We start from the raw sequence: 24986 nt of genomic DNA, 5'->3' as shown, positions 1-24986 counted from the left end.
AGCGGGTGCCCGAGACGGAGAGCGGCGGGCGGATACACACCTCCACCATCAGCGTGGCGGTGATGCCGGAGGTGGATGAAGACATCGATATCGTCATCGAGGAGAAGGACATCCGGATCGATGTCATGCGGGCTTCGGGAAACGGCGGCCAGTGCGTCAACACCACGGATTCCGCGGTGCGCCTGACCCACTATCCCACGGGCATCGTGGTGTACAGCCAGACGGAGAAGTCCCAGCTCCAGAACAAGGCCAAGGCCTTCGCCCTGCTGAAGGCGAAGCTCTACGACATGGAGCAGCAGCAGCGCCACGACGCGGAGGCGGAGCTGCGCCGCAGCCAGATAGGGACGGGGGACCGCTCCGAGAAGATTCGCACCTACAATTTCCCCCAGGGCCGGGTCACCGACCACCGCATCGGCCTGACCATCTACAAGCTGGATAAGGTCATGAACGGGGACATCCAGGAAATCCTGGACGCCTGCATCGCCGCCGACCAAGCGGCTAAGTTAGTGAAGATGGGAGAAAACTAGAAGCCGCTTGGTCGTGCGACCGAAGCGGCCAAGCTAGTGAAGATGGGATAAAACTAGAAGCCGTTTGGTCGTGCGACCGAAGCGGCCAAGCTGGTAAAGATGGGAGAAAACTAAAAGCCGTTTGGTCGCGGGACCGAAGCGGCTAAGTTAGTGAAGATGGGATAAAACTAGAAGCCGTTTGGTCGCGGGACCGAAGTGGCCAAGCTGGTAAAGATGGGAGAAAACTAAAAGCCGCCTGGTCGAGGGACCGAGGCGGAGAGGCCGGTGGAGACGGGAGAGAACCAGGCCGAAAATCCAACATAGATGAGACAGGAGATTGCCGATCATGTTTACGAAGGAAATGATGGAAAAAATCGAAGCGCCCTTCAGGGAGCAGCTGAAGCGCATGGGGACAAGCGGGGCCTGCGGGGCCAGAGCGGCGCAGGTGGAGCGCATGGTGGGGGAGATTCTGAGCCCCGGGGAGGCCCAGGCCCTGAAATGCCTGTATGCCTCCATGCCGGTGAGCGATGCCGTGGACTATCCTGCGGAGCTATTCGAAGCTTTCGCCAGGCACGGGGCTTTTCTCTGGGAGAAGGGGCCTTTTGCGGGCCGGGTTCCGGAGAGGCTCTTCGCCGGGTATGTGCTGCATCATCGGGTGAACAATGAAGATTTGACGGAGCACCGTGCATTTTTCTATGAGCAGTTAAAGGACAGGATCGCCGGGATGGACATGCGCCAGGCCGTGCGGGAAGCCAACTACTGGTGCGCCTCCCAGGCCACCTACAGGTCGACGGATGACCGGACGGCCAGCCCCATGAGCGTATACGACTGCGCCTATGGCCGCTGTGGGGAGGAGTCCACCTTTACCGTGTCGGTGCTGCGCAGCCTGGGAATCCCCGCCAGGCAGGTGTACGTGCCCCTGTGGTCCCACTGCGACGACAACCACGCCTGGGTGGAGGCATGGTGCGACGGGGAGTGGGTCTTCTTCGGCGCATGCGAGCCGGAGGAGCTCCTGAACAGAGGGTGGTTCGCCGGTGCGTCCTCCAGGGCCATGCTGGTGCACTCCCGCTGGCTCCTTCCGGTGGAGGAGGGCACGGAGGGTGTGGACGCCCCCCAGGTGCTGCCCGGCAACGACATGTGCCAGGCCCTGAACCAGATCGGGCGCTATGCCCTGACCACAGAGCAGGAGGTGGCCGTATATGACAGAGCGGGGAATCCCCAGCCGGGGGCGCTGGTGCGCTTTGAAGTCATGAATATGGCATGCTACGGGGAGATTGCGGCCGTCCATACCGACGGGCAGGGGAAGTGCGTGCTCCGCACCGGACTGGGCAGCCTGCATGTCACAGCGTCAAAGGACGGCGCTTACGGGGAGGCCCTGGCGGATACCAGACAGGGGAGCTGCTGTGAGATTGTCCTGGACGCCGCGGGACAGCAGAATGACAGGTGGGCGGAGCTGACTTTTACCGCGCCGAAGGATTCTGCGCGGAATTCCGTCATGCCCACCGACGAGGAGAAGGCCAGGGGCCGGAAGCGTCTGGAGGAGATGAACCGCCTGCGCAGGGAGAAGGAGAGCCGCTTTTACGACCAGGCCCTGGCGGAGGAAGCTACGGCAGGACTGGAGGCGGATGCCAGGGACAGATGCGCCGCCATCATGAAAAAGGCCTGCAGGAACCAGAAGGAGATCGGGGCATTCCTGGCAAAGCCCGCGGACGGAGCCTATCCGGAGCGCTGGAAGACTGTCGTGCTGGAGAGCCTGCGGGAGAAGGACCTCAGGGACATCACGGCGGAGGCGCTGGAGGAGTGCTGCCTGGAGGCGGCAGACTGGGAAAGCGTGTACGGGGACGGGCTTCTGGTGCCCTATATCCTGTGCCCCAGAGTGGGGAACGAGATGATTCGCCCCTTCCGGCGCTTCATTTTGGGCTGGCTGGAGCAGGAGAGCGCCCGCCAGGGCAGAGACCTGTCGGAGGAGATACGCAGGGATCCGGTGGCGGCATGGAAGCTTGTGCAGGAAAAGATTGTGTCAGATAAAAAGGAGGAGTACGGGAACCTGATCGCATCCGCCCGGGGCGCTCTGGAGAGCGGCCGGGGGAGCAGGCTGACCCAGGAGGTGGTCTGCGTACAGATTCTCAGGACTTTGGGCATACCCGCCCGGCTGGATCCGGTGGAGGGAGTGCCGGAGGTGTGGATGCCTTCGGGGGAGGCCCGGAGCGCGAAAGACGCGGCTGCAGATTCGGACGAGAGGGAAGCCATGTCCGAAGATATGGGCGTATTCGTTCCGCTGGAGCGGCATGAGAGGACATGCAGTATCCTGATCCATGGCCAGGAGGGCGTGGAGTGGAACTATTTCGGCAACTGGTCTCTGGCCCGTTTTGACGACGGCGCTTACAGGCCTCTGTGGCTGTGGGAGCAGGACAAGCTTGCGGGACCCATTCCCGCTTTCCCGGGGAGATACAGGGCATTGACGGCGAACCGTCTTCCCAATGGCAATATACTGGCAAAAGAGCTGTATTTCCAGCTGGAGGAAGGGCAGCAGAGGGAAATCCGCCTGGAGCTGGCGGAGGCTGAGCCTGCCGATATGCTCACAGACCACGCCATCCCGGACTTTGCCATAAAGAGGGAGGACGGGGAGGCATGCCTGCTTTCGGCGCTGGTGAAGGAAGACAGCGGCCTGTTCATCTGGCTGGGAGAGGACGAGGAGCCTACGGAGCATATCCTGAATGAGATATATGAGCGCAGGGAGGCCTATGCCGAACTGCAGGGCAGGCTGTTCTTTGTGGCGATGCGCCCGGAGATTCGGAAGAATCCGGCGTGCGGCCGCGTGCTGGAGGCTCTGCCCGGAATCACATTGATGTTCGACGAGTTCGGGGCCGATATGGAGGCGCTGGCCCGCAGGCTGTACCTGGAGCCCGGAAAGCTTCCCCTGGCGGTGCTGATTGACAGGGACATGCGGGGCATCTACAGCGTGGCCGGGTACAATGTGGGCACGGGGGACATGATACTGAAGCTGGTCCGGATGAGCAAAACCTGAAGCCTTCCGGCCGGCTGCCAAATGCCGATGCCGTTTTGCGATGGCTGAGCGGCATGCCGGAAACTGTGAGAAGGAGCTTTGGGGACAACTGAAGATGTCTGCCATATGTGCCGCCCCGGGCGGCATGATGGGAAGGTTGGATAAAAAAGCGTATCCGACCTGTTGATTTAGCACGGCGGATGCTTTCTGCCGTGCGGGCGCGTCGCAACGCGCGGATGGGCGCAACAATGAACAAGGTTGTGGAAGAGAGGACCAGGAGGACGGAGTGGTACAGGGAGGCCCGGTTCGGCATGTTCATCCACTGGGGGCTGTACGCCATCCCGGCCAGAGGGGAATGGCTGCGCAGCACCGAGCAGCTCACCAGGGAGGAGTACGAGCCCTTCAAGGACGAGTTCACCACGGAGAACTACAATCCTAAGGAATGGGCCAGGATGGCGAAGGAGGCCGGCATGAAGTACGCGGTGCTGACGGCCAAGCACCATGACGGCTTCTGCCTGTTCGATTCAAAGCTGACGGACTTCAAGTCCACCAATGCCCCCTGCGGGCGGGACCTGGTGCGGGAATTCCTGGAGGCTTTCCGGGCGGAGGGGATCCGGGTGGGCCTGTATTACTCCGTGATCGACTGGCGGCATCCGGATTTCCCCCATTACGGGGACATGCACCATCCCATGCGGAACCGCCCGGAATATTCCAACGAGAACCGAAATTTCGACAATTACCTGGAGTACATGTTCGGCCAGATAAAGGAGCTTCTGACGGATTATGGGAAGCTGGACGTGATGTGGTTCGATTTCTCCTACGGGAACATGAAATGCGACACCTGGAAGGCCAAGGAGTTGATTGAGATGGTGCGCTCCATACAGCCTGACGTGATCATCGACAACCGCCTGGAGGGAAGCGGGGAGAATGCGGGCTCCATCCGCACCTTGGACCCTACCCCCTACTCCGGGGACTTCGCCTCGCCGGAGCAGATGATTCCCCCGGCGGGCATCCGGGACGAAGCGGGCAATCCCATCCCCTGGGAATCCTGCATCACCCTGAACAACAACTGGGGCTATGCCGCCCATGACCATCATTACAAATCCGCGAAGATGGTCATCCATATGCTGGTGGAATGCGTCAGCAAGGGCGGGAACCTGCTGCTGAACGTAGGCCCCAACGCCAAGGGGGAGATTCCCGAAGAGTCGGTGGCCATCCTGCGGGAGGTCGGCGCCTGGATGAAGAAGAACGGAAAGAGCATCTACGGCTGCGGCTATGCGGAGCTCCCGAAGCCGGAGTGGGGGCGCTTCACCCGCAGGGGGAATGTGCTCTACGCCCATGTGATGGAAGAGCAGGCGGGGGCCATCTGCCTGGAGGACATGGCGGGAAAAATCGAGAAAATGCGGCTGCTGTCGGACAATTCCGAGATTAAGCAGGCCAACTACTGGAACCTGAAAGAATTCAGCCAGAACGCCTTTTTCTTCTTCAATCCCCACGCCTCGGACTGCTATCCCCTGCCGGACGAGCTGGATACGGTGGTGGAGATTTACCTGAAAGAGGAATGAAGGCGGAGGTGTAATCCGGATGAGCCCTCCCGGAAAACCGTTGCGCAAGAAATACATCGCATAAGAAATACTTCGCATAAAAAGTGGGACTGTCGCCCGAAAGCGGCAGTCCCATTCTCTACTTCTGTATCAGGACAGATTCCCTCAATATGCCGGAATCACTTCTTCCCGTCCTTGGGAGCCCGTACCAGGAAGAGGCTGATCAGCAGCGCCACGATGTACAGTACGATGGTGACATACAGCACGTTCTGATATCCCGTGGGGTTGACGCTGATGCCATGGACGTCCATGAACTCTCCCGTGTGGTCTACGATCCAGTTGGCCATCTGGTTGCCGGTGAGGCCTGCGATGGCCCATGCGGAGAGGGTCAGTCCGTGGATGGCGCTGATGTTGCCCATGCCGTAATGGTCGGACAGCAGTGTGGGTACATTGGAGAAGCCGCCGCCGTAGCCTGCGTTGACCACGAAGATGAGCCCCAGTACCAGAATCACAAGCACTGTATTGCCTTCGCCGTTCTTGATGCCGCCTGTGACCATGACGATGGCCGTGAAGGCGATGGAGAGGATGAAGATCAGCTTGTAAATCGTGTTCCTGTCCTTCATCTTATCCGCCCATGCGGAGAAGCCCAGGCGCCCGCCCGCGTTGAAGACGGCGGACACGGTGGCGATGACGCCGGCGGCGCCGGCCAGGCCGATACATTTCACGATCATCTTTTCCTGGGAGATCAGGGCCAGTCCGCAGGTGATGTTGATGTAGAACATCAGCCAGATGCCGATATAGTTGGTGATGGGCCTGGACTTGATGACATCCATCATGCCCTTGCCCTTTTCGGCCTTTTTGGGCTCATGCCATGTGGCGGGCTTGTGCAGCAGCAGATGCCCCGCGAACATCATGATGAAGTACACCACCGACAAAATCAGGAACATCTTGTAGATGCCGCCCTCGCCCAGATTGTCCAGCATGGCCTGCATGATGGGGCTGGCGATGGCCTTTGCCGCGCCGAAGCCTGCCACGGCCAGTCCGGTGGCCAGGCCCTTCCTGTCCTCGAACCAGAGCATCAGGGTCTTCACCGGGGAGAGATATCCCGTGCCCAGTCCGACGCCCATGATGAAGCCGTAGCAGATATAGATGCCAATCAGCGCCAGGGGGCTGTGCTGATGGGTGCCGCCGTAATAGATGAAGAAGCCGGTTCCCGCCATGCCGCAGGCGAAGCAGATGGAGGCGATGAGGGAGGACTTATGGATGTCCTTCTCCACGATGTTGCCCAGGAAGGCCGCCGACATGCCAAGGAAGAAGATGGCGAAGCTGAATGCCCACTCTGTGGCGCCCTTGGAGAAGCCGATGTAGTCCGCGATTTCCTGGCTGAAGATGGACCAGCAGTAGACTGTACCGATGCTGCAGTGGAGGAGCAATGCCGGGATGGCGGCATTGACCCATTTGTTCTGTTTGCTTTTCATGATTTACCTCGTTTCCTTTTATGTATTTTACTCCGCAATCATTATATGTGATGTGCAGCCGCCTATTATTTTACTCGCAATTTCGCTAAAATGCAAGACCATTCTTGCGCAAAAAGCGCGCTGGAATGTGGCGGAATGCTGAAGGAATGTGACGGAACGGGATGGAATGGACGCGGAAGGAATGGCGGAAAAGCTGGAAGAGATAGAAGGCCGGGAGGAAGGCATTGCATGTTCCGCGGCTTTGTGACATAATCAGATAAAGGCCGGGACAGAGGACCGGGCAGAAGCAGAAGCTCGGACAAAAGCGCTGGCAGGACATAGGCAGAAACTCAGAAGGAAGCGGCGCGTTCCGCGGCAGAAGCGCCATTGGAATGCGGCAGGGGAAGGAAAGGGATGGCAGTGGGAGAGAATCGGTACTTTCGGGAGGCTTTGGCGGATTTCGTCCAGGAGACAGCCTATGGCAACGCTGTCCGCCATCTGGCCGACAGAGGATATACGGTGGCGCAGATCATGGAGCGGCTGGAGTACCCCGCGCCCTGTGAAAAGGTGCGCCGGATGGTCTGGGAGCATCTGGAAGACAACGAAGTAATACTGCGTGAGGAGCCCGGCAGCGGCAGGCCCAGGGAGCGGTTTTCCTATGTGAAGGAATATGACAGGAACGGCAAGCCCACCTTCCGCCGGGTGCCGGAGAACCGGGAGGAGCCCGGGGCGGTGAGCTGGAGGGAGGGGTTTTTGGGCGCGGGCGCGGCGGCCTGGGCCGGAGGCCTTCCGCCGCTTCTGGAGGAGAAGCTGGCGGAGAACGGAGCAGAGTCCTCCTATGCCTCCTGCGACTTCGGCAGGACCGCCGCGAAGGAGCCGGCCCTCTATGAGAGGATCCTGGAGGCCCTGGGTGGGGAGCGGGCGTATGTGGAGGGGCTGCCCTGGGAGAGGCGCAGGGTCTATCACAGGCTGGATTCCCACATGCGGGAGATCCTTGCGCTGCTGATCCCCGCCGGGCTGTACCAGGGGGAGCTGTTCTTTTTAAAGACGGGAGAGCGGATCAGAATCGCGGGAAAACCTTTCCAAGCGTTTTAAAAATTTTTTGCCGGATCCTATTGACAAAAAACGGCCGTGGGGCTACTATGTATTTAGTAATACTAAATACTTGGAGAGCGAATGGAGAAAGTGATTCCCATGCAAGGACGGTGGCGGCTTGAAGCAGAAGTATGAACAACAGATGAAGAAGGGCGTCCTGGAGATGCTGGTGCTTCGGCTCCTTTCGGAGGGGGAGAAGTACGGCTACCAGCTCATCAGCGAGCTGAAGGAGAAAAGCGGCGGCATGTTCCTCCTGAAGGAGGGCACGCTGTACCCCATCTTGTACCGCATGGAGGATGACGGGCTCGTGGTCAGCAGGTGGAGCGAGCCCAAAGGCAAGGAGGTCTCCAAGAAGTATTACCGTCTGGCGCAGGAGGGGCTGGACACCCTGGCAGGGCTTAAGGGCCTGTGGGAGGTGTTCTCCCGGACGGTGGACGGGATTCTGGGACATGGGCCGGACAGGCAGGACGGAAGCGCGGCGGGGAATGCCGTCGGAGGAAATCAGGAGGTAAGCGTATGAGCACAGAGTTAATGACGGGTTTCATCATTTGGCTGGCCGGAGGAGGCCTTTTGACGGCAGTGGGCATCGGCGCCTTTTTTTCGAAGAAGGAGGTGGGCTTCTTCTGCAATGTGAAGCCGCTGCCCATGCGCGATGTGAAGGCCTATAACCGGGCGGTGGGGAAGCTGTTCATCGGGTACGGGATTGTCTTCGCGGTTCTGGGGCTTCCGATGCTGGCGGGCCAGAACTCCGGCCTGATAGTGATCTCCGTATTGGGAGTGGTGGCGGAGAGCATAGGGGCCATGGCGGTGTACATCCTGGCGATCCAGAAGAAATACGAGAAGAAATAGGGACATTCGGCGAATCCGGGGAGAGGTTGATTTGAGATGACGAAGCAGCGGTATATAAAGCGGGTGGGCAGAGCGCTGGAGTGCGCCCCGGCGAAAAAGAGAGAGATTCTCAGGCAGCTGGATTCCGATATCGGGATTGCGCTGGGCGAGGGGAGAGAGCTGCGGCAGATTCTGGAAGAGATGGGGACCCCCCGGGCCCTTGCCGGGGAATTCAATGAGAGCCTGGATCGGGAGGAGCGCGGGAGGGCAAGGCGCAGGAAGTGGGGCTTGCGGATTGTCTGTATCCTGGGGGCCCTGCTGGCTGTGCTGGCCGTGGCAGCGGGAACCGTCTACTGGATGCTGCCGAAGGAGAGGAATATAGAAGACAGCAAAGTCTTCGACACGGCGCAGGTGCAGTCCCGGGCGGAGGAGGTGATTGCCCTTTTCAGCGCGGAGGAGTACGAGACCCTGGAGGGCTATGCCAGCGAAGAGCTGCGGGAGGCCCTGGCGAGAACCTCTTTTTCCGTCATCCGGGGCTATATCGGCGAGGACTGGGGGGAGCTGCAGAGCATGGGCAGGATATATATGGTGGAGATCCGCGAACGGAATAAGGCTTACGCCGCGGTGCAGGTGAACGTCTCCTATGAGAACGTCAATGTGACATTCACCCTGAGCTTCAACCGGCAGATGGAACTGTACGGATTCTATGTGAGATAGGCCGGGAGAGTGGCAGGAGGCATGGAGGCCGGCTGCGCCGTCTGCCGCAGGAGCCGCTTGCATCCGGAGGGCGCGGATCCGGGAGGGACCCGGCAGGGAGGCTTGAGTATGGTGGGATTTTATGCGTGTATCGTGATGGTGCCCTGTTTCTGGCTGCTGGCCCTGTTCTTTGCCGTTGGCAGGGAGCGGGCGGCCAACTGGCTCAGCGGCTTCCACGGGCTGTCCAAGGAGGAGAAGGCGAAATATGACAGGGCGCGGATGGCCAAGGACGAGAGGAATGCCTGCTTCCTGTGGGGGCTGATTATGCTGCTCGGGGCCGGGGCGGCGCTGTGGATTACGGGCTGGGCGGCACTGGCGGCCTATGGAATCTGGATGGTGCTGTTCTTTCGGGACGTGCATCTGGATACTGACAGGGCTTTCGAAAAGTATAAGCTGCCGGAGGGGCAGAAGGAACCTGACAGGTAAGAGGAAATGGGGATCTGTGACAGGCTCTCGGAATTTCAGAAGGTAAAATCAGGCATTGTGGCAGGACGGCACCTGGAAAAGTGGAGGAATCGCTCCCAAGGATTTCCGGAAAGCCGCGTGATATGCGGTCTGGAGATTCCGAGAGGGTATTTTCGTTAAAACGGAGGTAAGTGTATGGGATTCTGGATATTTATGGTCTGCGTGAATTTAATAATGCCGCTTCTGATGATTGTCTTCGGGGCGGTATTTCTCCATTGGCCGCCCGAGAAAATCAACGGGTTCTACGGATACCGCACTGCCAGATCCATGGGAAGCCAGGAGGCGTGGGATTTTGCCCAGGTGTATTTCGGGAAGGTCTGGCTGCGGACGGGCGCGGCCATGCTGGTTTTGTCCGTTCCGGCCATGCTGCCCTGTATGGGGGAGAGCCATGGAAAAGTGGGGCTGTGGGGCGTTATTCTCTGCATGGTGGAATGCGTTGTCATGATATTGTCCATCCTTCCCGTAGAGCGGGCGCTGAAGCGGCGGTTCTGAGATGACAGGGAGCTGTATTGAGATGTGTCCAGAGAAGGAATCCCCTCTGCCCGGATAGCGGGACAGAAGGGATTCTTTGCTGTCTTTGTATTGCCGGGAACGCGGCACCATGGCTGTAGAGGAGGTGTCAGCCCTTGAAATGCTCTTTGGTCCTGGCCATCCGCTCCGCAATCTTCACGCCGAAGGGACAGCGGCTCTCACAGCTCTTGCAGCCGATGCAGGCATCCGCGTTTGCCGAGAGCTGGTCGTAATGCGCTTTCAGGGAGGCGGGAAGCTCCTCCTGCATCAGCGCCAGGTCGTAGAGCTTGTTCACCATGGCGATGTCGATGCCCGCGGGGCAGGGCGCGCAGTGGCCGCAGTAGGTGCACTGGCCGTAATAGCCGTGGCGGGGAGCCCCTGCCAGGACGCTTGCGTAGTCCTTTTCCTCCATGGCGGCGGTCTCATAGGCCACGGCGGCGTCCACATGCTCCGGGGTGTCGAAGCCCACCATGACGCTGGCCACCGCGGGCCTGGTCAGGCAGTAGTGGATGCACTGCACGGGGGTCAGCGCCACGCCGAAGGGGGAGCTCTCCGCGGAGAACAGCCTTCCGCCGGCATAGCCCTTCATGACCGTGATGCCCACTTCATTCTGCTCGCAGAGCCGATAGGCCCGTGCCCTCTCAGGGTCGATGCCGCCCAGGCCCTCGTCGTAGGTCTCCGCGAAATAGTCGTCGATATTCTCCGTGGGAGGCAGCATGTCGAAGGCCGGGTTGACGCTGAACAGAATCATCTCCACGATGCCGCTTTCCGCCGCCAGCCCGGCCACGGCCGGGTTGTGGGTGCTCATGCCGATGTGGCGGATGGCCCCCGCCTCCTTCAGCCCCCGGACATATTCGATGAACTCTCCCTCCATGATTTTACGGAACTCTGCAGGCTCGTCCACGAAATGGATCATGCCCAGGTCTATGTAGTCTGTCTGCAGCCTGTCCAGGAGGTCCTGGAAGGCGGCCTTTACCTTGGGCAGCTCCCTGGTGCGGACATACTGGCCGTCCTGCCAGGTGGAGCCGATGTGGCCCTGGATATACCATTTCTCCCGGCTTCCGGCGATGGCGCTGCCGATGTTGGTGCGCACGCCGGGCTCGGACATCCAGCAGTCCAGGATATTGATGCCGGCCTCCTGGCAGCGCCGGACGACCTGCTTCACCTCCTCGGCATCATGCCGCTCCAGCCATTCTCCGCCCAGGCCAATCTCACTGACCATGAGCCCTGTCTTGCCTAATTTTCGATAATTCATGTACGGTCCCTCCTTGCATCGGGTTCGCTGCCCGCTGTCTTGTGTAAGTGCTAAAAGTATACCATATCCGGGATGGGAAGTCTATTCCGTTTAACGGTAAAGTTTTCCTCGATTTTGGCGAAATAAAGTTTTTGATGCAGGTAAAGCCTGACCGCTTATTTATCCCCATAATGATACCTGCAAGCCAGAATGTATATGTTGTTTTCATCTATTCTGTAAATCAATCGGTCTTTGTCGTTGATTCGTCTGCTCCAATATCCGGACAGATTTCCGCTTAACGGTTCTGGTTTTCCTATGCCCTCATTGCCGTTCCGGGCAATATCGTGGATTAGCTGATTAATCTTTTTCAGAGTTTTTCGGTCTTCAGTCTGCCAATAAAGATAATCCTGCCAGCCGGTGTCTGCAAATACCTTATTCATGCTCAGCCACCTCGATCAACTCATGGGCAGCGCATTGGCCATTTTCCAATTGTGATTTGCCTTTCATCAGCCAGTCATAGTTCTCTTTATTGCCCATAACATAAATATTTTCCATAAGATTGTTATAAGTTTCTTCTGAGATTATGACCACATTTTTATTATCTTTCCTTGTCACTATCATGGTTTCGTAGTCGTCAGTTACCTTATCCATATACATTTTCATATTATCGCGAAGATTTGTATAATTTACCGCCAACATGAGATGACACCTCCAAAATATGAGTACAGTTTTCTGTACTTATATTATACTGTACAGTTTTCTGTACGTCAACGCTTTATTTTTCATATCATTATTTTTTTCCTATGACATGTTACTTTTCATGGGGTGGGGAAATAAGACATGATAAAAGGGGGCTCTCATGAGCCCCTCTTCCTGCTTTTCACGCAGGTAGTGCCGTATTAGAAAGTTCCCTATTTTCTGGTTTTGGCTTGCCCGGCTTTGGCCTTTTGAAGATTTCCTTTATGCATTGATAAAGGTTATTCGTCTCATCTGTTGCCAAATGGTCGATGACGCTCAGGCATTCGCAGAAATATTCCAGATGCCGGAAGCTCCTCAGCGAGATTGCCTGGTTTATCTTCCCTTTCAGTACCCGGGCTTTCCGCTCACAGAGGTTGTTATCGGGCTCCACAAGGGGATTGGATAGGAACAGGAGGTGGTTATGCTTATATTCGACCATCCGCAGGTACAGGTTGTACCCATCCCTGTAATAGTCCGTCGGAGGGGCATCTGCATATTCTTTTGCTGCCGTCTGCACGATGGAATCGTACCGTGCCTCGAACCCGGCGATTTTCTCCTGTGCTATCCCCTCCGTGGGGGCTGTTTTGTTCTCATGTATCATCTCCTGTATGAGCGCAAGCATCTGTCCGTTCCAGGTGAGGCCCTTTTCATTCTCTATGCTGTCCCTTAAATAGCGTTCTATGTGCACCATGCACTCCTGATGGTCGGAGCCATAGCTGTAGAAGCACGCCTCGTGGTCATGGATCAGGATCCCGCCGAAAGCCTCCACAGGCGTGTCCCTGATCCCGGCATGCCCTTTGTTCTCTCTTGCGAAATACATGGTCGCCGCGCCGTTGCTGCACACGACTACATTGTTATTGTTCCCGTTGACCCTTGCCGCTGTGCCGTCCACATGCATCACCGGCGCGTCGAGGAGCGCCACGAACAGCCTGTCCTGTTCCTGCCTGCTCTTCGATGAGAACTCCCGGCACAGCCCGTTTATCATCCCCACCGAGGGAGAGACCGCCCCATCCGTCACGTCTCGGACGAACTGTGCCGTCTTCTCCAGGGACACGTTGCACCTGCTGTTGAGGAGGAAGAGGACCGCTTTCATGGATCCGTCATAGTTCACGTCGTCTGTCACCCCGCACGGGAATGCGGAATGCACATTCCTCCCTTTCTTTTTGTCGTAGAATTCCGCGGTACGGTATTCGGTGACCACCGGTACGATGGAGATCCCTATCGCCTGCCTGGAGACCATGTTCCCGGTGGGGACATATCTTGAACCGTCCCTGAACCTTTCTTCCGCCGCTATCTCCACGACCCGGTCCGGCTCCATAGGCCTGCGCGGATGGTGGGGATGCCCCGCCTGCCCGCCCGGCTTCTTTCCGGTCTTTTCCCTGTTGTTCACGATCTTCTTGCGGCCGATGCATTTGGATGAGGGCAGGGACGAGTTCTCATAGTTATGGTTCACCTGTGCCGTGAGCTTCATGATCAGTCCCTGCGCCTCCTCCAGCTTCACCGCGACATCATAATAATCGGAAAGCGCTTTCTTCCTTTTTTCATCCAGCTCGCTGTTGCGGTTCTTCAGGCTCGCGACCATGTCCAGGAGCTCCGCAATGACTTTCTTCAGCCTCGCCGTCTCTTTTTCATACTCTTTCCGGACATCTTCCAGCACGTCCAGCCACTGCTTCGTGATCTTCCTGCGGGAAAAAGAGAATTCGTCCCGCTCTTTCTGCAGCTTCTTGATGGCAAGGTCTTTCTCACGGATGATCCCCTCGTAATCCGCACGCATCTTCTGCCAGGCCTCCCCTGACCGGAAGCCCGCAAGCTCACGGCGGGCGGCCTGCAGCTGATAGGACAATGAAGTTGTCAGAAAGTATTCCCTGTCGTTCATGCGTCTGCTCCTCCTGCCTTACTCCCTCTCTTCGCGCAATGCCTCTGCGAACAGCGCCAGCGCCTGGTTCTGCTCCTCAATCAGCTGCTCCTGGGCCTTGAGCTGTTCCCTGCACACATCCAGCTGTTCCTCCAGGATCCGGATGTACCGGTTCTGTTCACGGATAAGCCTTGTCTCTGGACTCTCATGTTTCATTCCATATCCCTCCGTACGTCTAATATAACAGAAAACGGGGGAAAAAGCGATTGTGGATAACTTTTGGTTTTGGTAAGAATTACCAGGTCAAACCTTGGGAAAATGGCCGACTAAATGAGCCGGGAGCAGAAAATACCAGGTGATTCCAGCCGGATTTGGCAAAAAGAAAAGCAGCTGTTCCAGAGGAGTGGATGGATATCCACATTTCCTCAAAAGCAGCCGCTTTGGAGTGGATAACTATTTTTTTAATTTCAGCGTTTTGCACAATTATCAATTATACTTTCCCCACCCCATGAAAAGTAACTATGACATCATCACCAGTCTGCACATTACCAGTCCGCATAAAATTTCTCTTGCAATCCGCCCCATATCATGTTATCCTGAAAACAAGCCAAGAATTCAGTTCTTACAGTAGTCTAAAGGCCAAGCGGTCTTTTCTGTAACATATACCAATAGAATCCGTGCAGGACATGGAGTCTATCAAATCGAACTTCTTGCCGGGCGCAAGCCTGTAATCCCAGGAACTTTAAAACACAGCCTATGCAGGAAGGGAGACCGCCTTTCCTGGATAGCCGCCGGTGTCAGCCAGTGTCATCAGGAAAGGAAGGTACATCAGGAATGAAAAAAACAAAAAATCGGAAGAAATGCAGCGCCGCCACAGCCGCGAATGGTGCTGTCCACATGAACCAGGGAGGGATAGCCTATCAGAATAAGGACATCACCAGCAAGCTGCTGGCCGAAAATTTCAAGGGGAAGACCTTCCGGGTATACGGATTGGACATACCGGAGGTAAAGGCTGTGCTGCCCACCAACATACCGTCTGTCAGGGCGAACGAGCTGCGCCTGGACAACCTGTTCGAGCTTGTGGACGGCACCGTTGCGCTGGTGGACTATGAAAGCGACTATAAGAAAGAGGATAAGGTAAAATACCTCAATTATCTGGCAGGGATAGCCGATCGATACCAACAGGAGAAAAAGGTCTGCCCGATGCTCCGGATGATTGTCATCTACACAGGCGATATAGAGAGGAGACAGGTATCTGACGAGTACGATATCGGGGCGGTCAGGATGAGGCTGGAGCCGGCATTCCTCTCGGAACTGGACTCAGGAGGGCTTTTCCGCCATCTGAAGGAGAAGGTGGAGAGGAACGAGCCGCTGGACGACGAGGAGCTGATGGGGTTCATCATACTGCCGCTTTCCTACCGGAAGAAGGAAGAGAAGGAAGAAAAAATCCGTGAGTCCGTAAGCCTGGCGGCACAGATCCAGGACAGAAGCCAGCAGGTCTTTGCGCTGGCCGGGATATTGGCCTTCTCGGACAAATTGATCGACATGGAGACCGCGAATAAGATAAGGAGGATGATAGAGATGACCAAGGTCGGCTGGATTATTGAACAGGAGAAACAGGAAGCGATCGCCAGAGCAGAAGCAGAGAAAAGGCAGGCGGCAAGGGAGTCTGTAATCAAAATGATCAGAAAGAATTACCCTACAGAAGAGATTGCCTTTATAGTGTCCAGCTTTTCACAGGATGAAATAGAGACGGTGCGGAGAGAGATTGCGGAGACGGAATGATTTCTCCCGCAGAACCGATTTTTTACCTTTTATGAATGGGTACGTCCAAGCTGCCAGAAAGCAACGGCGCTGGCCGCAGCCACATTGAGGGAATCCACCCCGTGGGCCATGGGAATGCGCACTGTATAGTCGCTGTCCGAAATAGTGTCTGCCGCCAGGCCGTCCCCCTCGGAACCCAGGATGACCGCCAGCTTGTCCGCTGCCATAAGCCGGGGGTCATCGATGCTTACGGACTGCCCGCTCAGCGCCATGGCGGCAGTCTGAAAGCCCAGCGCCCTTAAAACAGGCACTGACGCTTCCTGGCCAAGGAACGTCCAGGGAATCTGGAAGACGGTTCCCATGCTGACCCGGATGGCGCGGCGGTACAGGGGATTGGTACAGGAGGGTGTCAAAACCACGGCATCCATCCCCAGCGCTGCGGCAGAGCGGAAGATGGCGCCCACATTGGTGGGGTTCATGATCCTCTCCAGCACGGCGATACGGCGGGCATGGGCGCAGACCTCACTGACAGCAGGGAGCTCACGGCGGCGCATGGCGCACAGAATGCCGCGGGTCAGATGAAAACCCACGAGCTGCGTCAGCACATCCAGGCTGGCAGTGTAGACAGGGATATCCTGACAGCGGCCGATGATCTGGCTGGCCTGTCCGTCCACGTCCTTTTCCTCCACCAGCATGGAGACGGGGACATAGTCCTGATCCAGGGCGCGCTCAATGACCTTGGGGCTTTCCGCGATAAATATCCCATAGTCAGGTTCCCGGTAATGATAGAGCTGTATCTCCGACAGGCGCGCATAGACATCCAGTTCCGGCGCGGAAAAATCTGTGATGGGAATGATATTTGGCATGGCTGTCTCCTTCGGACTTACATTCTTTCCTCGTTGGCTTGCCTGTGGAGTGCATGACAGGCAGATATTTTTGTCAGTATATAGCAGCATGGATTCCTTGTCAAGGAAAAGCGTCCGCTTTTGACAGACGGGAAGTCTATTTCGTTTAACGGTAAAGTTTTCCTCAATTTTGCCGAAATAAAAACCAGAAAGATTGTATCCTGATAAAAAGGGTACAGCCTGCAGGAGAGACAGACAGGCATCAAAGGATGATGCGTAAAAAGCTATGGAGGGCAGAAAATGGAAAAAATAGGAAATTATTATCAGAGCAGCCTTTATGAGAAGACGACGCAGGCTGCAAAGGATGCGGACAGAGCGAAGGCAGGCAGCGCGAAGAAGGCCAATGCCTCCGGGGAGGGCAAGAAGGCTCCCACCCTGAGCAAGGCGGCCCAGAACCTGCTGAAGGAGCTGAAGAAGACCTACAGCAACATGGACTTCATCGTGGCCGATTTCGAGACGGACGAGGAGGCGGCTTCCCTGATGTCCCGGGGCACGGCAGAGTACAGCGCTCTCTTCACGCCGGAAGAGCTGGAGAAGATGGCTGCGGACGAGGACGTGAAGAACAAGAATATGAAGATCCTGGACGGCGCCGTGTCCAAGCTGGACGAGATGAAGACAAAGCTTGGCGACAAGGCGGATGATGTGACCCGGATCGGCATATCTTTCGGCGATGACGGAGAGGTCTCCTTCTTCGCGGAGCTGGAGAAGAACAGCGAGAAGCAACGGGAGCGCATCGAAAAGCAGCGCGAGGATAAGAAAGACGCCGCAAAGGAAAACGGCAAGGCAGAGGCCGCGGAATATCTGGCCCACGGAAAGGCCACCGGCAAGCGCACCACCGTATATGCCTCCACGATAGAGGAGCTGGCGGAGAAAATCGCAAATGTGGACTGGAACGCCGTAAAAGAGGAGCGCCAGAGCACCACAGGCCAGCGTTTTGACTTCACCGTATAGAGTTTTCGGAAAGAAAGCGGGTAACCATTGGTTATTTTGCATAAAAAAAGCTTCGTAGTGTCATCATAGTTGCATGGGCTCCTGTGATGGCACTATTGTTGCGGGACGAAAGGAAAGAAAGGGAGAGAAAATGAAAAAGAGATTGTTGGGCATTTTGCTGGTAGCAGTAATGGCAGTATCGCTGGCGGCCTGCGGGGACAAGGAAAAGCAGGAATCCTCCGCGGACTCGGGGCAGGAGACAAGCCCCGCCCAGGAGAGCACGCAGGAGGAAGAGGAAGCCGGCACCGAAGGGGCCGTGGACGCCTCCGGGAAGCATCATGTGGAGATTGTGGTGAAGGATTACGGCACCATTTCCGTGGAGCTGGACGGGGATGCGGCGCCGATCACGGTGGAGAATTTCCTGAAGCTGGCGGGGGAGGGATTCTATGACGGATTGACCTTCCACCGCATAATTTCGGGCTTTATGATACAGGGCGGGGATCCCCTGGGCAATGGCAGAGGCGGCTCCGAGGAGCAGATCAAGGGCGAGTTTTCCAAGAACGGGGTGGAGAACAACCTGTCCCACACCAGGGGGGCTATCTCCATGGCGCGTTCCCAGATGATGGACAGCGCCAGCTCACAGTTCTTCATCGTCCACGCCGACAGCGTCTTCCTGGACGGAGAGTACGCCTGTTTCGGGTATGTGACGGAGGGCATGGAGGTGGTGGACGCCATCTGCGACGCCATCACGGAGGAAGCCTATATCCCTGACAGTAATAACACAGTGGAGAGCCAGTATCAGCCTGTCATTGAGAGTGTAAAAGTTATCGATTGACAAAATATGTGTGAATATTCTATACAAAATACCACAATTCCCTCATGCGCACATTTCACAAAAATGATCTGATTTTGTAAAATGTGCTGACATTTATATGTTTAATCTGTTATAATATGGGTATAACATATAGTGGAGATATTGATAGTCAGCAAGCATGCGGAAAGTGAGGGTACAGGTGTTTCAGATAGGAGATTATGTGATATGCAGCAACAAGGGCGTCTGTGAGGTAGAAAATATCACCGTCCTCAATATTTCTGGCGCGGATAAGGAGAAGGAATACTATATTCTGAAGCCTCTTTACTCGGCGGGGAGCACTGTGTATGTGCCGGTGGATTCCCAGAAGGACCATACCATGCGCAAGGTCCTGGAGCGGACGGAGGCAGAGCGGCTGATCGGTACGATTCCGGAAATTCCGCTATTGGTCATCACAAATGATAAAATGACCGAGCAGATGTACAAGGACTGCATGAAGTCCAATGACTGCCAGGAGCTGGTCAAGCTCATCAAGACCATACACCAGCGCAAGCAGAAGCGCATCCAGGCGGGCCGGAAGATCACGGCGGTGGACGCCAAATACTTCCACCTGGCGGAGGAGAATCTCTACGGGGAGCTGGCGGTGGCCCTGGACCTGAGCAGGGAGGAGGTAAGCGGCTATATCACGGCCGCCATCAACGGCACAAAGGCGCTGTAGGCTGTAGGCGGAGATACGTGCAAGATACGTGAATTTTTCAAAAAAACTCTTTACATTCCGCCGCGAAGGTATTATGATAGGAAAAAGGGATGGAATATCCCTTTGGGAAAGCGTTGAAGAGAAGAGTAGGATGTGAAACGCCTCCAGAGAGGGCCGCCCGGGAGACCGGGGCTGTGAGCGGCCCAGGCGCGAAACATTTGAAGACCGTCTCGGAGCGGCCCTTAATCGGGCACGGTGGCCCCCGTTACAGGCAAAGGAAGGCGGCAGCCGGGAGAGGCCCGGACTGCAACAAGGGTGGAACCGCGTTTTATGGAATCCTGTGGTGGATATGGGATAAAAACGTCCCTTGCAATAGTGATATTGCAGGGGGCTTTTTTTCGTCAGCATTTCCCTGCCGGATTCCGGTTCACAGGGAGGAAAGGAGATGACAGAAAATGGAAGAATGCAGGGAGAGATGCAGGAGACTGAAGGAGATCTGTTTCGACGGAGAGGTGACCATGACGAAGACGACCCTCTGGATGGTCGCGGGCCTGTGCCTGCTGGCCGGGATTGTCCGGGGGCTGCGGATGGCGCCCATGACCCACGGTGTCATGATTGGCTGTGGCAACGGGAACGGCAGCGGCTGCGGCAATGGGGACGGCAGCGGCTGTGAGGCCGGTACCGGGAAGCTGGAGCAGGGAAACGAAACAGGTAAGAAAAAAGGATACAAAAAAGAAAACAAAAAAGATAAGAAAGGCTGCGGCTGCAGATGTGCCGGAAAAAAGAGAAGGGAGAAGGGACAGAGATGAAGATTACATTAAAAGACGGTTCCGTAAAAGAATATGAGAGCGCGCTCAGCGTGTATGACATCGCCATGGACATCAGCGAGGGGCTGGCAAGGGCGGCCTGCTGCGGCAAGGTGGACGGCAGGGTGGTAGATCTGCGGACAGTCGTTGATGGGGACTGCGAGCTGAGCATCTGCACGGCGAATGACGCGGAGGGCCTTTCCACCATCCGCCACACGGCATCCCATGTGCTGGCGGAGGCGGTGAAGAATCTCTTCCCCCAGGTGAAGCTGGCCATCGGCCCCAGCATCGATACAGGGTTTTACTACGATTTCGACCACGAGCCTTTTTCCAGGGAGGATCTGGATGCCATCGAGGCCCAGATGAAGAAGATCATCAAGCAGGGCGCGAAGCTGGAGCGCTTTACCCTGCCCCGGGACGAGGCGGTGCGGTTCATGGAGGACAGGGGCGAGCCCTACAAGGTGGAGCTGATCCGGGACCTGCCCGAGGACGCGGAGATTTCATTCTACAGGCAGGGGGATTTCGTGGATCTCTGCGCCGGGCCCCACCTGATGAGCACAAAGGGCGTGAAGGCCTTCAAGCTGATTTCCTCCTCCATGGCCTACTGGAGAGGGGATTCCGACAGGGCCAGGCTCCAGCGCATCTATGGCACCGCTTATAATAAGAAAGAAGAGCTTGCGGCCCATCTGGAGCGCATGGAGGACGCAAAGCGCCGGGACCACAACAGGCTGGGCCGGGAGATGGAGCTGTTCACCACCGTGGACGTGATCGGCCAGGGCCTGCCCCTGCTGACCCCCAAGGGGACCAAGATGGTCATGAAGCTCCAGCGCTGGATCGAAGACCTGGAGGACAAGGAGTGGGGGTATGTGCGCACCAAGACCCCGCTGATGGCAAAGAGCGACCTGTACAGGATTTCCGGCCACTGGGACCACTACAAGGAGGGCATGTTCGTGCTGGGGGACGAGGAAAAAGACAAGGAAGTCTTCGCCCTGCGCCCCATGACCTGCCCCTTCCAGTACTATGTGTTCAAGAACAGCCAGAAGTCCTACCGCGACCTGCCCTGCCGCTACGGCGAGACTTCCACGCTGTTCCGCAACGAGGATTCCGGGGAGATGCACGGCCTCACCAGGGTACGGCAGTTCACCATCTCCGAGGGACACCTGATTGTCAGGCCGGATCAGATGGTGGAGGAGTTCAAGGGCTGCATCGCCCTGGCCCAGTACTGCCTGCAGACTTTGGGGCTGGAGGAGGACGTGACCTATCATCTGTCCAAATGGGATCCGGAGAACCGGGAGAAATATATCGGCGAGCCGGAAGTCTGGGAGGAGACGGAAGGCCATATCCGCCAGGTGCTGGGAGAGCTTGGGATCCCCTTCACCGAGGACGTGGGGGAGGCCGCCTTCTACGGGCCCAAGGTGGACATCAACGCCAGGAACGTGTACGGCAAGGAGGACACCATGATCACCATCCAGTGGGACGCCCTGCTGGCGGAGCAGTTCGACATGTACTATATCGACGAGAACGGCGACAAGGTGCGCCCCTATATCATCCACAGGACTTCCATCGGCTGCTATGAGCGGACGCTGGCCTGGCTGATCGAGAAGTACGCGGGCAAGTTCCCCACCTGGCTGTGCCCGGAGCAGGTGCGGGTGCTTCCAATCTCGGAGAAATACGAGGCCTATGCCGCAAAGGTGCTGAAGGAGCTGAAGGCAAAGGACATCGACGCCACCGTGGACAACCGCTCCGAAAAAATCGGTTTCAAGATCCGCGAGGCCAGGCTGGACAGGGTGCCCTACATGCTGGTGGTGGGCCAGCAGGAGGAAGAGGAAGGGCTGGTATCCGTCAGGAGCCGCTTCGCCGGGGACGAGGGGCAGAAGCCGTTAGCAGCGTTCCTGGACCAGATTTGCGAGGAAATCCGCACCAAGGAGATTCGAAAAGAGGAAATTCAGGAGAACGCCAAAGCGTAAAGAGGAATAGACAGGACAGAATGAGGCATACTAATCCTGACAGGAGTGCAGGCACCGGCGTCACAGGCGCGGCGCATGTCCTGTCCGGATCCGCCGCCTCCGCGCTGCTTGCCGCGGATCCGCGTGAGCGAAAAGTGACAGCAGCGCAGAAGGAGGCCAATATGGCGGATTTGAAATGCGCGGTGGAAAACTGCAGCTACAATGAACAGCACCTGTGCAGCAAAGGGGATATCATGGTAGGCGGACAGAAGGCCTGCTGCTGTGAGGAAACCTGCTGCGAGAGCTTCACCCAGAGACGGGAGGGCATGGATTCCTTTAAGAGCTCCGTGGTGCATCCCAGCAAGACCATCAGCATAGACTGCGAAGCGGTGAAATGTGTGTACAATTCCAACTACAAATGCCATGCCGACCATGTGGACATCAAGGGCTGCGGAGCCTGCGACTGCAGGGGCACGGAATGCGCCACATTTACCGAGAAGTAGGAACGGCAGAAAAAAGATTTAAGAAGCAAAAAGTAAAAAAGCAAAAAAAGCAAAAAAGAAAAATCGGATATTGACAGCAGATGGAATCTATGGTAGAATTGCTAAATGTGTGAAGAACACATTGACAAAGCAGAGTATCCGCTCTCACCTTACGGCAATCGGGCCAGTAAGCGTTCACGATATGGATTTCACAGGCAGACAGTGGGCTGCCCTGGGCTGAATGAGTGAAAGTGGATAGTCATGCTATCCACTTTTCTTATGGGGAGGTATAAGACCATTAGCGATTTAATGATTAACGAACAGATTCGGGACAAGGAGATCCGCCTGGTTGGCGAAGACGGCGCGCAGCTCGGCGTCATGCCTACGAGGGAGGCTATGAGGATGGCTGAGGAGGCGGGCCTGGACTTGGTAAAGATTGCCCCCACCGCGAAGCCCCCGGTGTGCAAGATCGTCGATTACGGGAAGTACAAGTATGAGATGGTCAGAAAGGAAAAAGAGGCAAAGAAGAAGCAGAGGACCATTGAAATCAAGGAAATCCGCCTCTCCCCCAACATCGACACCAACGACCTGAACACCAAGGTCAACGCCGCCAGGAAGTTCCTGAGCAAGGGCGACAAGGTGAAGATAACGCTTCGGTTCCGCGGTCGTGAGATGGCCCATATGAACACCAGCAAGCACATCCTGGACGATTTCGCCCAGAGCGTGGCCGATATCGCGGTGATTGAGAAAGCGCCCAAGGTAGAAGGCAGGAGCATGACCATGTTCCTGACGGAAAAGCGCTAGAGCGCAAGGCTTCATATATAAACGGCGTCTGCTGTAAAGGAACTATCGCCGAGTATATATAGATTATTTAAATTTAGGAGGAAATTGCTATGCCCAAAATGAAGACAAACAGATCTGCTGCAAAGCGTTTTAAAATGACCGGAACGGGTAAGCTGAAAAGGAACAAGGCTTACAAGAGCCATATCTTGACCAAGAAGTCTCGCAAGACCAAGCGTAATCTGCGTAAGCCCGCTATAACGGACAAGACGAACGAGAAGAACATGAAGAAGATTCTGCCCTACTTGAAATAGTTACGCAGTATAAATTTGAATCAGGAGGAGATTAAGAATGGCAAGAATTAAAGGTGGCTTGAACGCCAAGAAAAAACATAAAAGAGTATTGAAGCTCGCAAAGGGCTACAGGGGAGCGAGGAGCAAACAGTACAGGATTGCGAAGCAGTCCGTCATGAGGGCCCTCGCCACCGCATACAGGGGCAGAAAAGAGAGGAAGCGTCAGTTCAGGCAGCTCTGGATCGCGCGTATCAACGCCGCGGCCAGGATCAACGGCCTGTCCTACAGCAGGTTCATGTACGGCCTGAAGCTGGCTGAAGTGGAAATCAACAGGAAGATGCTGGCAGAGATGGCAGTGAACGATGCCGACGGCTTCAAGACGCTGGCAGAGCTGGCCAAGAGCAAGCTGGCATGACCAGGCAAACCCCGGGAACAGAGTCTGTCCCGGGGTTTTTTGTAAAAGGCCTTCTCCGGACAGGGAGGGCGAATAGACGGCAGGGATTCCGGAATGCGGAAACGGGACAGGAGGTAATATGGAGAAGATTCTGGTAGTGGTAGACATGCAGAGGGACTTCGTGGACGGAAGCCTGGGGACAAAGGAAGCCCTGGGGATCGTGGACAATGTGGTGTCGAAGATAGAGGGCTTTGAGGGCAGGATATTCGCCACTCTGGACACCCATGGCCCAGATTACCTGGAGACGGCGGAGGGGAAGAAGCTCCCTGTGCCCCATTGCATCAAGGACAGCGACGGGTGGCTCCTGAACGAGAAAGTGATGTACGCCCTGTCGGAGAAGAATTATCGCACTATCGAAAAAGGGACATTCGGTTCCACGAAGCTGGCGGAGGAGATCGGCAGGGCGGCTGCGGGCGGCGAGGTGGAAATCCAGTTGGTGGGGCTGTGCACGGACATCTGCGTGGTGTCCAACGCGCTGCTGCTGAAGGCCCATTTCCCGGAGGCGCGCATTTCCGTGGATGCCGCCTGCTGTGCCGGTGTGACCCCGAAGACCCACGAGGCCGCGCTGGAGACCATGCGGATGTGCCAGATCGATATTCTGGGGGCATAGGACGGCCGGATTGTGGGGCCGCAGGATGCGCCCCGCAGAGCGGAAGGAGGGAGCTTCAGTGGCATATTTCTTTATCGCGGACACCCATTTCGGGCATGAGAACGCGCTGGCCTTTGACAACAGGCCCTTCAAGACCATAGAGGAGCACGACAGGGCCCTGATGGACAACTGGAACAATGCGGTGGGCCCGGAGGACGAGGTGTTCGTCCTGGGGGACATCAGCTGGCATAATGCCACCAAAACCAATGAGATCCTCGGGGCGCTGAACGGGAAGAAGCATCTGATTGTCGGGAACCACGACAAGAGGCTGCTGAAGAACCGGGAGTTCCAGTCCCTCTTCATGGAAATCGCGGACTATAAGGAGCTGACGTTCCCCCAGGGGAAGGGCATAGTGCTCAGCCACTATCCCATCCCCTGCTTCAACCGCCATTATTACGGCTGGTGCCATCTGTACGGCCATGTCCACATCAGCTTCGAGTGGAACATGATGGAGCGGGTGAAGTACGAGATGGA

General features: G+C 56.6%; 27 protein-coding genes. 20 read left to right on the top strand and 7 right to left on the bottom strand.

Annotation, left to right across the window (positions count from 1 at the left end):
- The 3 genes from Q2B33_RS10720 to Q2B33_RS10710 form a co-directional block, all read left to right on the top strand.
- Positions 1–527, top strand: a 527-nt coding sequence (locus Q2B33_RS10720; RefSeq protein ID WP_300913992.1) for a peptide chain release factor-like protein, incomplete at its 5' end; no start/stop codon positions are given.
- A 325-nt stretch (positions 528–852) separates the two neighbouring features.
- Positions 853–3534: a transglutaminase-like domain-containing protein gene (locus Q2B33_RS10715; RefSeq protein ID WP_300565220.1), complete on the top strand. Its 2682-nt coding sequence runs from the start codon at positions 853–855 to the stop codon at positions 3532–3534.
- A 227-nt stretch (positions 3535–3761) separates the two neighbouring features.
- Complete coding sequence (locus Q2B33_RS10710) at positions 3762–5078, top strand: alpha-L-fucosidase (protein ID WP_330684627.1); 1317 nt, start codon at positions 3762–3764, stop codon at positions 5076–5078.
- Positions 5079–5236: 158 nt separating this feature from the next.
- On the opposite strand, the gene Q2B33_RS10705 is transcribed toward Q2B33_RS10710, so the two are convergent.
- Positions 5237–6535: an OFA family MFS transporter gene (locus tag Q2B33_RS10705; RefSeq protein WP_300565216.1), complete on the bottom strand. Its 1299-nt coding sequence runs from the start codon at positions 6533–6535 to the stop codon at positions 5237–5239.
- A gap of 393 nt (positions 6536–6928) precedes the next feature.
- Here Q2B33_RS10705 and Q2B33_RS10700 point away from each other — a divergent pair, with 393 nt between their 5' ends.
- The 6 genes from Q2B33_RS10700 to Q2B33_RS10675 all read left to right on the top strand — a co-directional run bounded on the left by Q2B33_RS10700 (position 6929) and on the right by Q2B33_RS10675 (position 10150).
- The gene (locus Q2B33_RS10700) at positions 6929–7609 is read left to right on the top strand and encodes a hypothetical protein (protein ID WP_300565214.1); all 681 of its coding nucleotides are present in this window, start codon (positions 6929–6931) and stop codon (positions 7607–7609) included.
- A 118-nt stretch (positions 7610–7727) separates the two neighbouring features.
- Positions 7728–8129, top strand: coding sequence for a PadR family transcriptional regulator (locus Q2B33_RS10695; RefSeq protein WP_300565213.1), 402 nt, complete (start codon positions 7728–7730; stop codon positions 8127–8129).
- Positions 8126–8458 carry a hypothetical protein gene (locus tag Q2B33_RS10690; RefSeq protein WP_300565211.1) on the top strand — a complete coding sequence of 111 codons (333 nt, stop codon included), beginning with the start codon at positions 8126–8128 and terminating at the stop codon, positions 8456–8458. The genes Q2B33_RS10695 and Q2B33_RS10690 overlap by 4 nt, the downstream gene beginning before the upstream one ends.
- Before the next feature lie 36 nt (positions 8459–8494).
- On the top strand, positions 8495–9154 hold the full coding sequence (locus Q2B33_RS10685; RefSeq protein ID WP_300565209.1) for a DUF3887 domain-containing protein: 660 nt from the start codon (positions 8495–8497) through the stop codon (positions 9152–9154).
- A gap of 108 nt (positions 9155–9262) precedes the next feature.
- Positions 9263–9619: a DUF3784 domain-containing protein gene (locus Q2B33_RS10680; protein ID WP_300565208.1), complete on the top strand. Its 357-nt coding sequence runs from the start codon at positions 9263–9265 to the stop codon at positions 9617–9619.
- A gap of 174 nt (positions 9620–9793) precedes the next feature.
- Complete coding sequence (locus Q2B33_RS10675) at positions 9794–10150, top strand: SdpI family protein (RefSeq protein WP_300565205.1); 357 nt, start codon at positions 9794–9796, stop codon at positions 10148–10150.
- 127 nt (positions 10151–10277) lie between these two features.
- On the opposite strand, the gene Q2B33_RS10670 is transcribed toward Q2B33_RS10675, so the two are convergent.
- From Q2B33_RS10670 to Q2B33_RS10650, 5 genes are all read right to left on the bottom strand, one after another.
- A complete protein-coding gene (locus Q2B33_RS10670) occupies positions 10278–11423 on the bottom strand; it encodes an aldo/keto reductase (protein ID WP_300565204.1) in 1146 nt (381 codons plus the stop codon).
- Between the two features lie 155 nt (positions 11424–11578).
- Positions 11579–11842, bottom strand: coding sequence for a Txe/YoeB family addiction module toxin (locus Q2B33_RS10665; RefSeq protein WP_296457085.1), 264 nt, complete (start codon positions 11840–11842; stop codon positions 11579–11581).
- Positions 11835–12101 (bottom strand): type II toxin-antitoxin system Phd/YefM family antitoxin, encoded by a 267-nt coding sequence (locus Q2B33_RS10660; RefSeq protein ID WP_296457088.1) that lies wholly within the window; start codon positions 12099–12101, stop codon positions 11835–11837. The genes Q2B33_RS10665 and Q2B33_RS10660 overlap by 8 nt, the downstream gene beginning before the upstream one ends.
- 181 nt (positions 12102–12282) lie before the next feature.
- Positions 12283–14016 carry a transposase gene (locus Q2B33_RS10655; RefSeq protein ID WP_300565201.1) on the bottom strand — a complete coding sequence of 578 codons (1734 nt, stop codon included), beginning with the start codon at positions 14014–14016 and terminating at the stop codon, positions 12283–12285.
- 18 nt (positions 14017–14034) lie between these two features.
- The gene (locus Q2B33_RS10650; protein ID WP_296465899.1) at positions 14035–14211 is read right to left on the bottom strand and encodes a hypothetical protein; all 177 of its coding nucleotides are present in this window, start codon (positions 14209–14211) and stop codon (positions 14035–14037) included.
- Positions 14212–14829: 618 nt separating this feature from the next.
- Between Q2B33_RS10650 and Q2B33_RS10645 the strand changes: the two genes are divergently transcribed.
- The gene (locus Q2B33_RS10645; protein ID WP_300565199.1) at positions 14830–15780 is read left to right on the top strand and encodes a hypothetical protein; all 951 of its coding nucleotides are present in this window, start codon (positions 14830–14832) and stop codon (positions 15778–15780) included.
- 29 nt (positions 15781–15809) lie between these two features.
- On the opposite strand, the gene Q2B33_RS10640 is transcribed toward Q2B33_RS10645, so the two are convergent.
- Positions 15810–16625: an RNA methyltransferase gene (locus tag Q2B33_RS10640; protein ID WP_300565197.1), complete on the bottom strand. Its 816-nt coding sequence runs from the start codon at positions 16623–16625 to the stop codon at positions 15810–15812.
- Positions 16626–16904: 279 nt separating this feature from the next.
- Here Q2B33_RS10640 and Q2B33_RS10635 point away from each other — a divergent pair, with 279 nt between their 5' ends.
- From Q2B33_RS10635 to Q2B33_RS10590, 10 genes are all read left to right on the top strand, one after another.
- On the top strand, positions 16905–17615 hold the full coding sequence (locus tag Q2B33_RS10635; RefSeq protein WP_296457097.1) for a DUF6033 family protein: 711 nt from the start codon (positions 16905–16907) through the stop codon (positions 17613–17615).
- A 169-nt stretch (positions 17616–17784) separates the two neighbouring features.
- Entirely contained in the window at positions 17785–18429 is a 645-nt protein-coding gene (locus tag Q2B33_RS10630; RefSeq protein ID WP_300565282.1) for a peptidylprolyl isomerase, read from the top strand.
- 178 nt (positions 18430–18607) lie between these two features.
- Positions 18608–19123 carry a CarD family transcriptional regulator gene (locus tag Q2B33_RS10625; protein WP_296457100.1) on the top strand — a complete coding sequence of 172 codons (516 nt, stop codon included), beginning with the start codon at positions 18608–18610 and terminating at the stop codon, positions 19121–19123.
- Between the two features lie 434 nt (positions 19124–19557).
- Positions 19558–19911: a hypothetical protein gene (locus tag Q2B33_RS10620; protein WP_296472167.1), complete on the top strand. Its 354-nt coding sequence runs from the start codon at positions 19558–19560 to the stop codon at positions 19909–19911.
- A complete protein-coding gene (gene thrS / locus Q2B33_RS10615; RefSeq protein ID WP_300565195.1) occupies positions 19908–21875 on the top strand; it encodes a threonine--tRNA ligase in 1968 nt (655 codons plus the stop codon). The genes Q2B33_RS10620 and thrS overlap by 4 nt, the downstream gene beginning before the upstream one ends.
- A 20-nt stretch (positions 21876–21895) precedes the next feature.
- On the top strand, positions 21896–22357 hold the full coding sequence (locus Q2B33_RS10610) for a DUF1540 domain-containing protein (RefSeq protein ID WP_300791603.1): 462 nt from the start codon (positions 21896–21898) through the stop codon (positions 22355–22357).
- A 288-nt stretch (positions 22358–22645) separates the two neighbouring features.
- On the top strand, positions 22646–23140 hold the full coding sequence (gene infC, locus Q2B33_RS10605) for a translation initiation factor IF-3 (RefSeq protein WP_296457352.1): 495 nt from the start codon (positions 22646–22648) through the stop codon (positions 23138–23140).
- Positions 23141–23229: 89 nt separating this feature from the next.
- The gene (gene rpmI, locus Q2B33_RS10600) at positions 23230–23430 is read left to right on the top strand and encodes a 50S ribosomal protein L35 (RefSeq protein WP_296457113.1); all 201 of its coding nucleotides are present in this window, start codon (positions 23230–23232) and stop codon (positions 23428–23430) included.
- Between the two features lie 37 nt (positions 23431–23467).
- A complete protein-coding gene (rplT, locus tag Q2B33_RS10595) occupies positions 23468–23824 on the top strand; it encodes a 50S ribosomal protein L20 (protein WP_300565192.1) in 357 nt (118 codons plus the stop codon).
- 118 nt (positions 23825–23942) lie between these two features.
- Complete coding sequence (locus Q2B33_RS10590; protein ID WP_296457119.1) at positions 23943–24473, top strand: cysteine hydrolase family protein; 531 nt, start codon at positions 23943–23945, stop codon at positions 24471–24473.
- The last annotated feature ends 513 nt before the right edge of the window (positions 24474–24986 follow it).

Origin of the sequence: uncultured Acetatifactor sp. (assembly GCF_948601915.1) — a bacterium.
Taxonomy (GTDB): Bacteria; Bacillota; Clostridia; order Lachnospirales; family Lachnospiraceae; genus Acetatifactor.
The sequence above is the reverse complement of the archived record's forward strand: the minus strand, read 5'-3'. Positions and strand labels throughout refer to the sequence as shown.

What these genes read in the sequence shown, in the direction of transcription:
- Q2B33_RS10610 (WP_300791603.1), top strand. Translation starts at nt 21,896, where the DNA reads ATGAGGCATACTAATCCTGACAGGAGTGCAGGCACCGGCGTCACAGGC.
- Q2B33_RS10710 (WP_330684627.1), top strand. Translation starts at nt 3,762, where the DNA reads ATGAACAAGGTTGTGGAAGAGAGGACCAGGAGGACGGAGTGGTACAGG.
- Q2B33_RS10665 (WP_296457085.1), bottom strand. Translation starts at nt 11,842, where the DNA reads ATGAATAAGGTATTTGCAGACACCGGCTGGCAGGATTATCTTTATTGG.
- Q2B33_RS10675 (WP_300565205.1), top strand. Translation starts at nt 9,794, where the DNA reads ATGGGATTCTGGATATTTATGGTCTGCGTGAATTTAATAATGCCGCTT.
- Q2B33_RS10630 (WP_300565282.1), top strand. Translation starts at nt 17,785, where the DNA reads ATGGCAGTATCGCTGGCGGCCTGCGGGGACAAGGAAAAGCAGGAATCC.
- Q2B33_RS10620 (WP_296472167.1), top strand. Translation starts at nt 19,558, where the DNA reads ATGGAAGAATGCAGGGAGAGATGCAGGAGACTGAAGGAGATCTGTTTC.
- rpmI (WP_296457113.1), top strand. Translation starts at nt 23,230, where the DNA reads ATGCCCAAAATGAAGACAAACAGATCTGCTGCAAAGCGTTTTAAAATG.
- Q2B33_RS10635 (WP_296457097.1), top strand. Translation starts at nt 16,905, where the DNA reads ATGGAAAAAATAGGAAATTATTATCAGAGCAGCCTTTATGAGAAGACG.
- Q2B33_RS10690 (WP_300565211.1), top strand. Translation starts at nt 8,126, where the DNA reads ATGAGCACAGAGTTAATGACGGGTTTCATCATTTGGCTGGCCGGAGGA.
- Q2B33_RS10685 (WP_300565209.1), top strand. Translation starts at nt 8,495, where the DNA reads ATGACGAAGCAGCGGTATATAAAGCGGGTGGGCAGAGCGCTGGAGTGC.
- Q2B33_RS10680 (WP_300565208.1), top strand. Translation starts at nt 9,263, where the DNA reads ATGGTGGGATTTTATGCGTGTATCGTGATGGTGCCCTGTTTCTGGCTG.
- Q2B33_RS10650 (WP_296465899.1), bottom strand. Translation starts at nt 14,211, where the DNA reads ATGAAACATGAGAGTCCAGAGACAAGGCTTATCCGTGAACAGAACCGG.
- Q2B33_RS10655 (WP_300565201.1), bottom strand. Translation starts at nt 14,016, where the DNA reads ATGAACGACAGGGAATACTTTCTGACAACTTCATTGTCCTATCAGCTG.
- Q2B33_RS10670 (WP_300565204.1), bottom strand. Translation starts at nt 11,423, where the DNA reads ATGAATTATCGAAAATTAGGCAAGACAGGGCTCATGGTCAGTGAGATT.
- Q2B33_RS10700 (WP_300565214.1), top strand. Translation starts at nt 6,929, where the DNA reads ATGGCAGTGGGAGAGAATCGGTACTTTCGGGAGGCTTTGGCGGATTTC.
- rplT (WP_300565192.1), top strand. Translation starts at nt 23,468, where the DNA reads ATGGCAAGAATTAAAGGTGGCTTGAACGCCAAGAAAAAACATAAAAGA.
- Q2B33_RS10660 (WP_296457088.1), bottom strand. Translation starts at nt 12,101, where the DNA reads ATGTTGGCGGTAAATTATACAAATCTTCGCGATAATATGAAAATGTAT.
- infC (WP_296457352.1), top strand. Translation starts at nt 22,646, where the DNA reads ATGATTAACGAACAGATTCGGGACAAGGAGATCCGCCTGGTTGGCGAA.
- Q2B33_RS10590 (WP_296457119.1), top strand. Translation starts at nt 23,943, where the DNA reads ATGGAGAAGATTCTGGTAGTGGTAGACATGCAGAGGGACTTCGTGGAC.
- Q2B33_RS10645 (WP_300565199.1), top strand. Translation starts at nt 14,830, where the DNA reads ATGAAAAAAACAAAAAATCGGAAGAAATGCAGCGCCGCCACAGCCGCG.
- Q2B33_RS10640 (WP_300565197.1), bottom strand. Translation starts at nt 16,625, where the DNA reads ATGCCAAATATCATTCCCATCACAGATTTTTCCGCGCCGGAACTGGAT.
- thrS (WP_300565195.1), top strand. Translation starts at nt 19,908, where the DNA reads ATGAAGATTACATTAAAAGACGGTTCCGTAAAAGAATATGAGAGCGCG.
- Q2B33_RS10715 (WP_300565220.1), top strand. Translation starts at nt 853, where the DNA reads ATGTTTACGAAGGAAATGATGGAAAAAATCGAAGCGCCCTTCAGGGAG.
- Q2B33_RS10705 (WP_300565216.1), bottom strand. Translation starts at nt 6,535, where the DNA reads ATGAAAAGCAAACAGAACAAATGGGTCAATGCCGCCATCCCGGCATTG.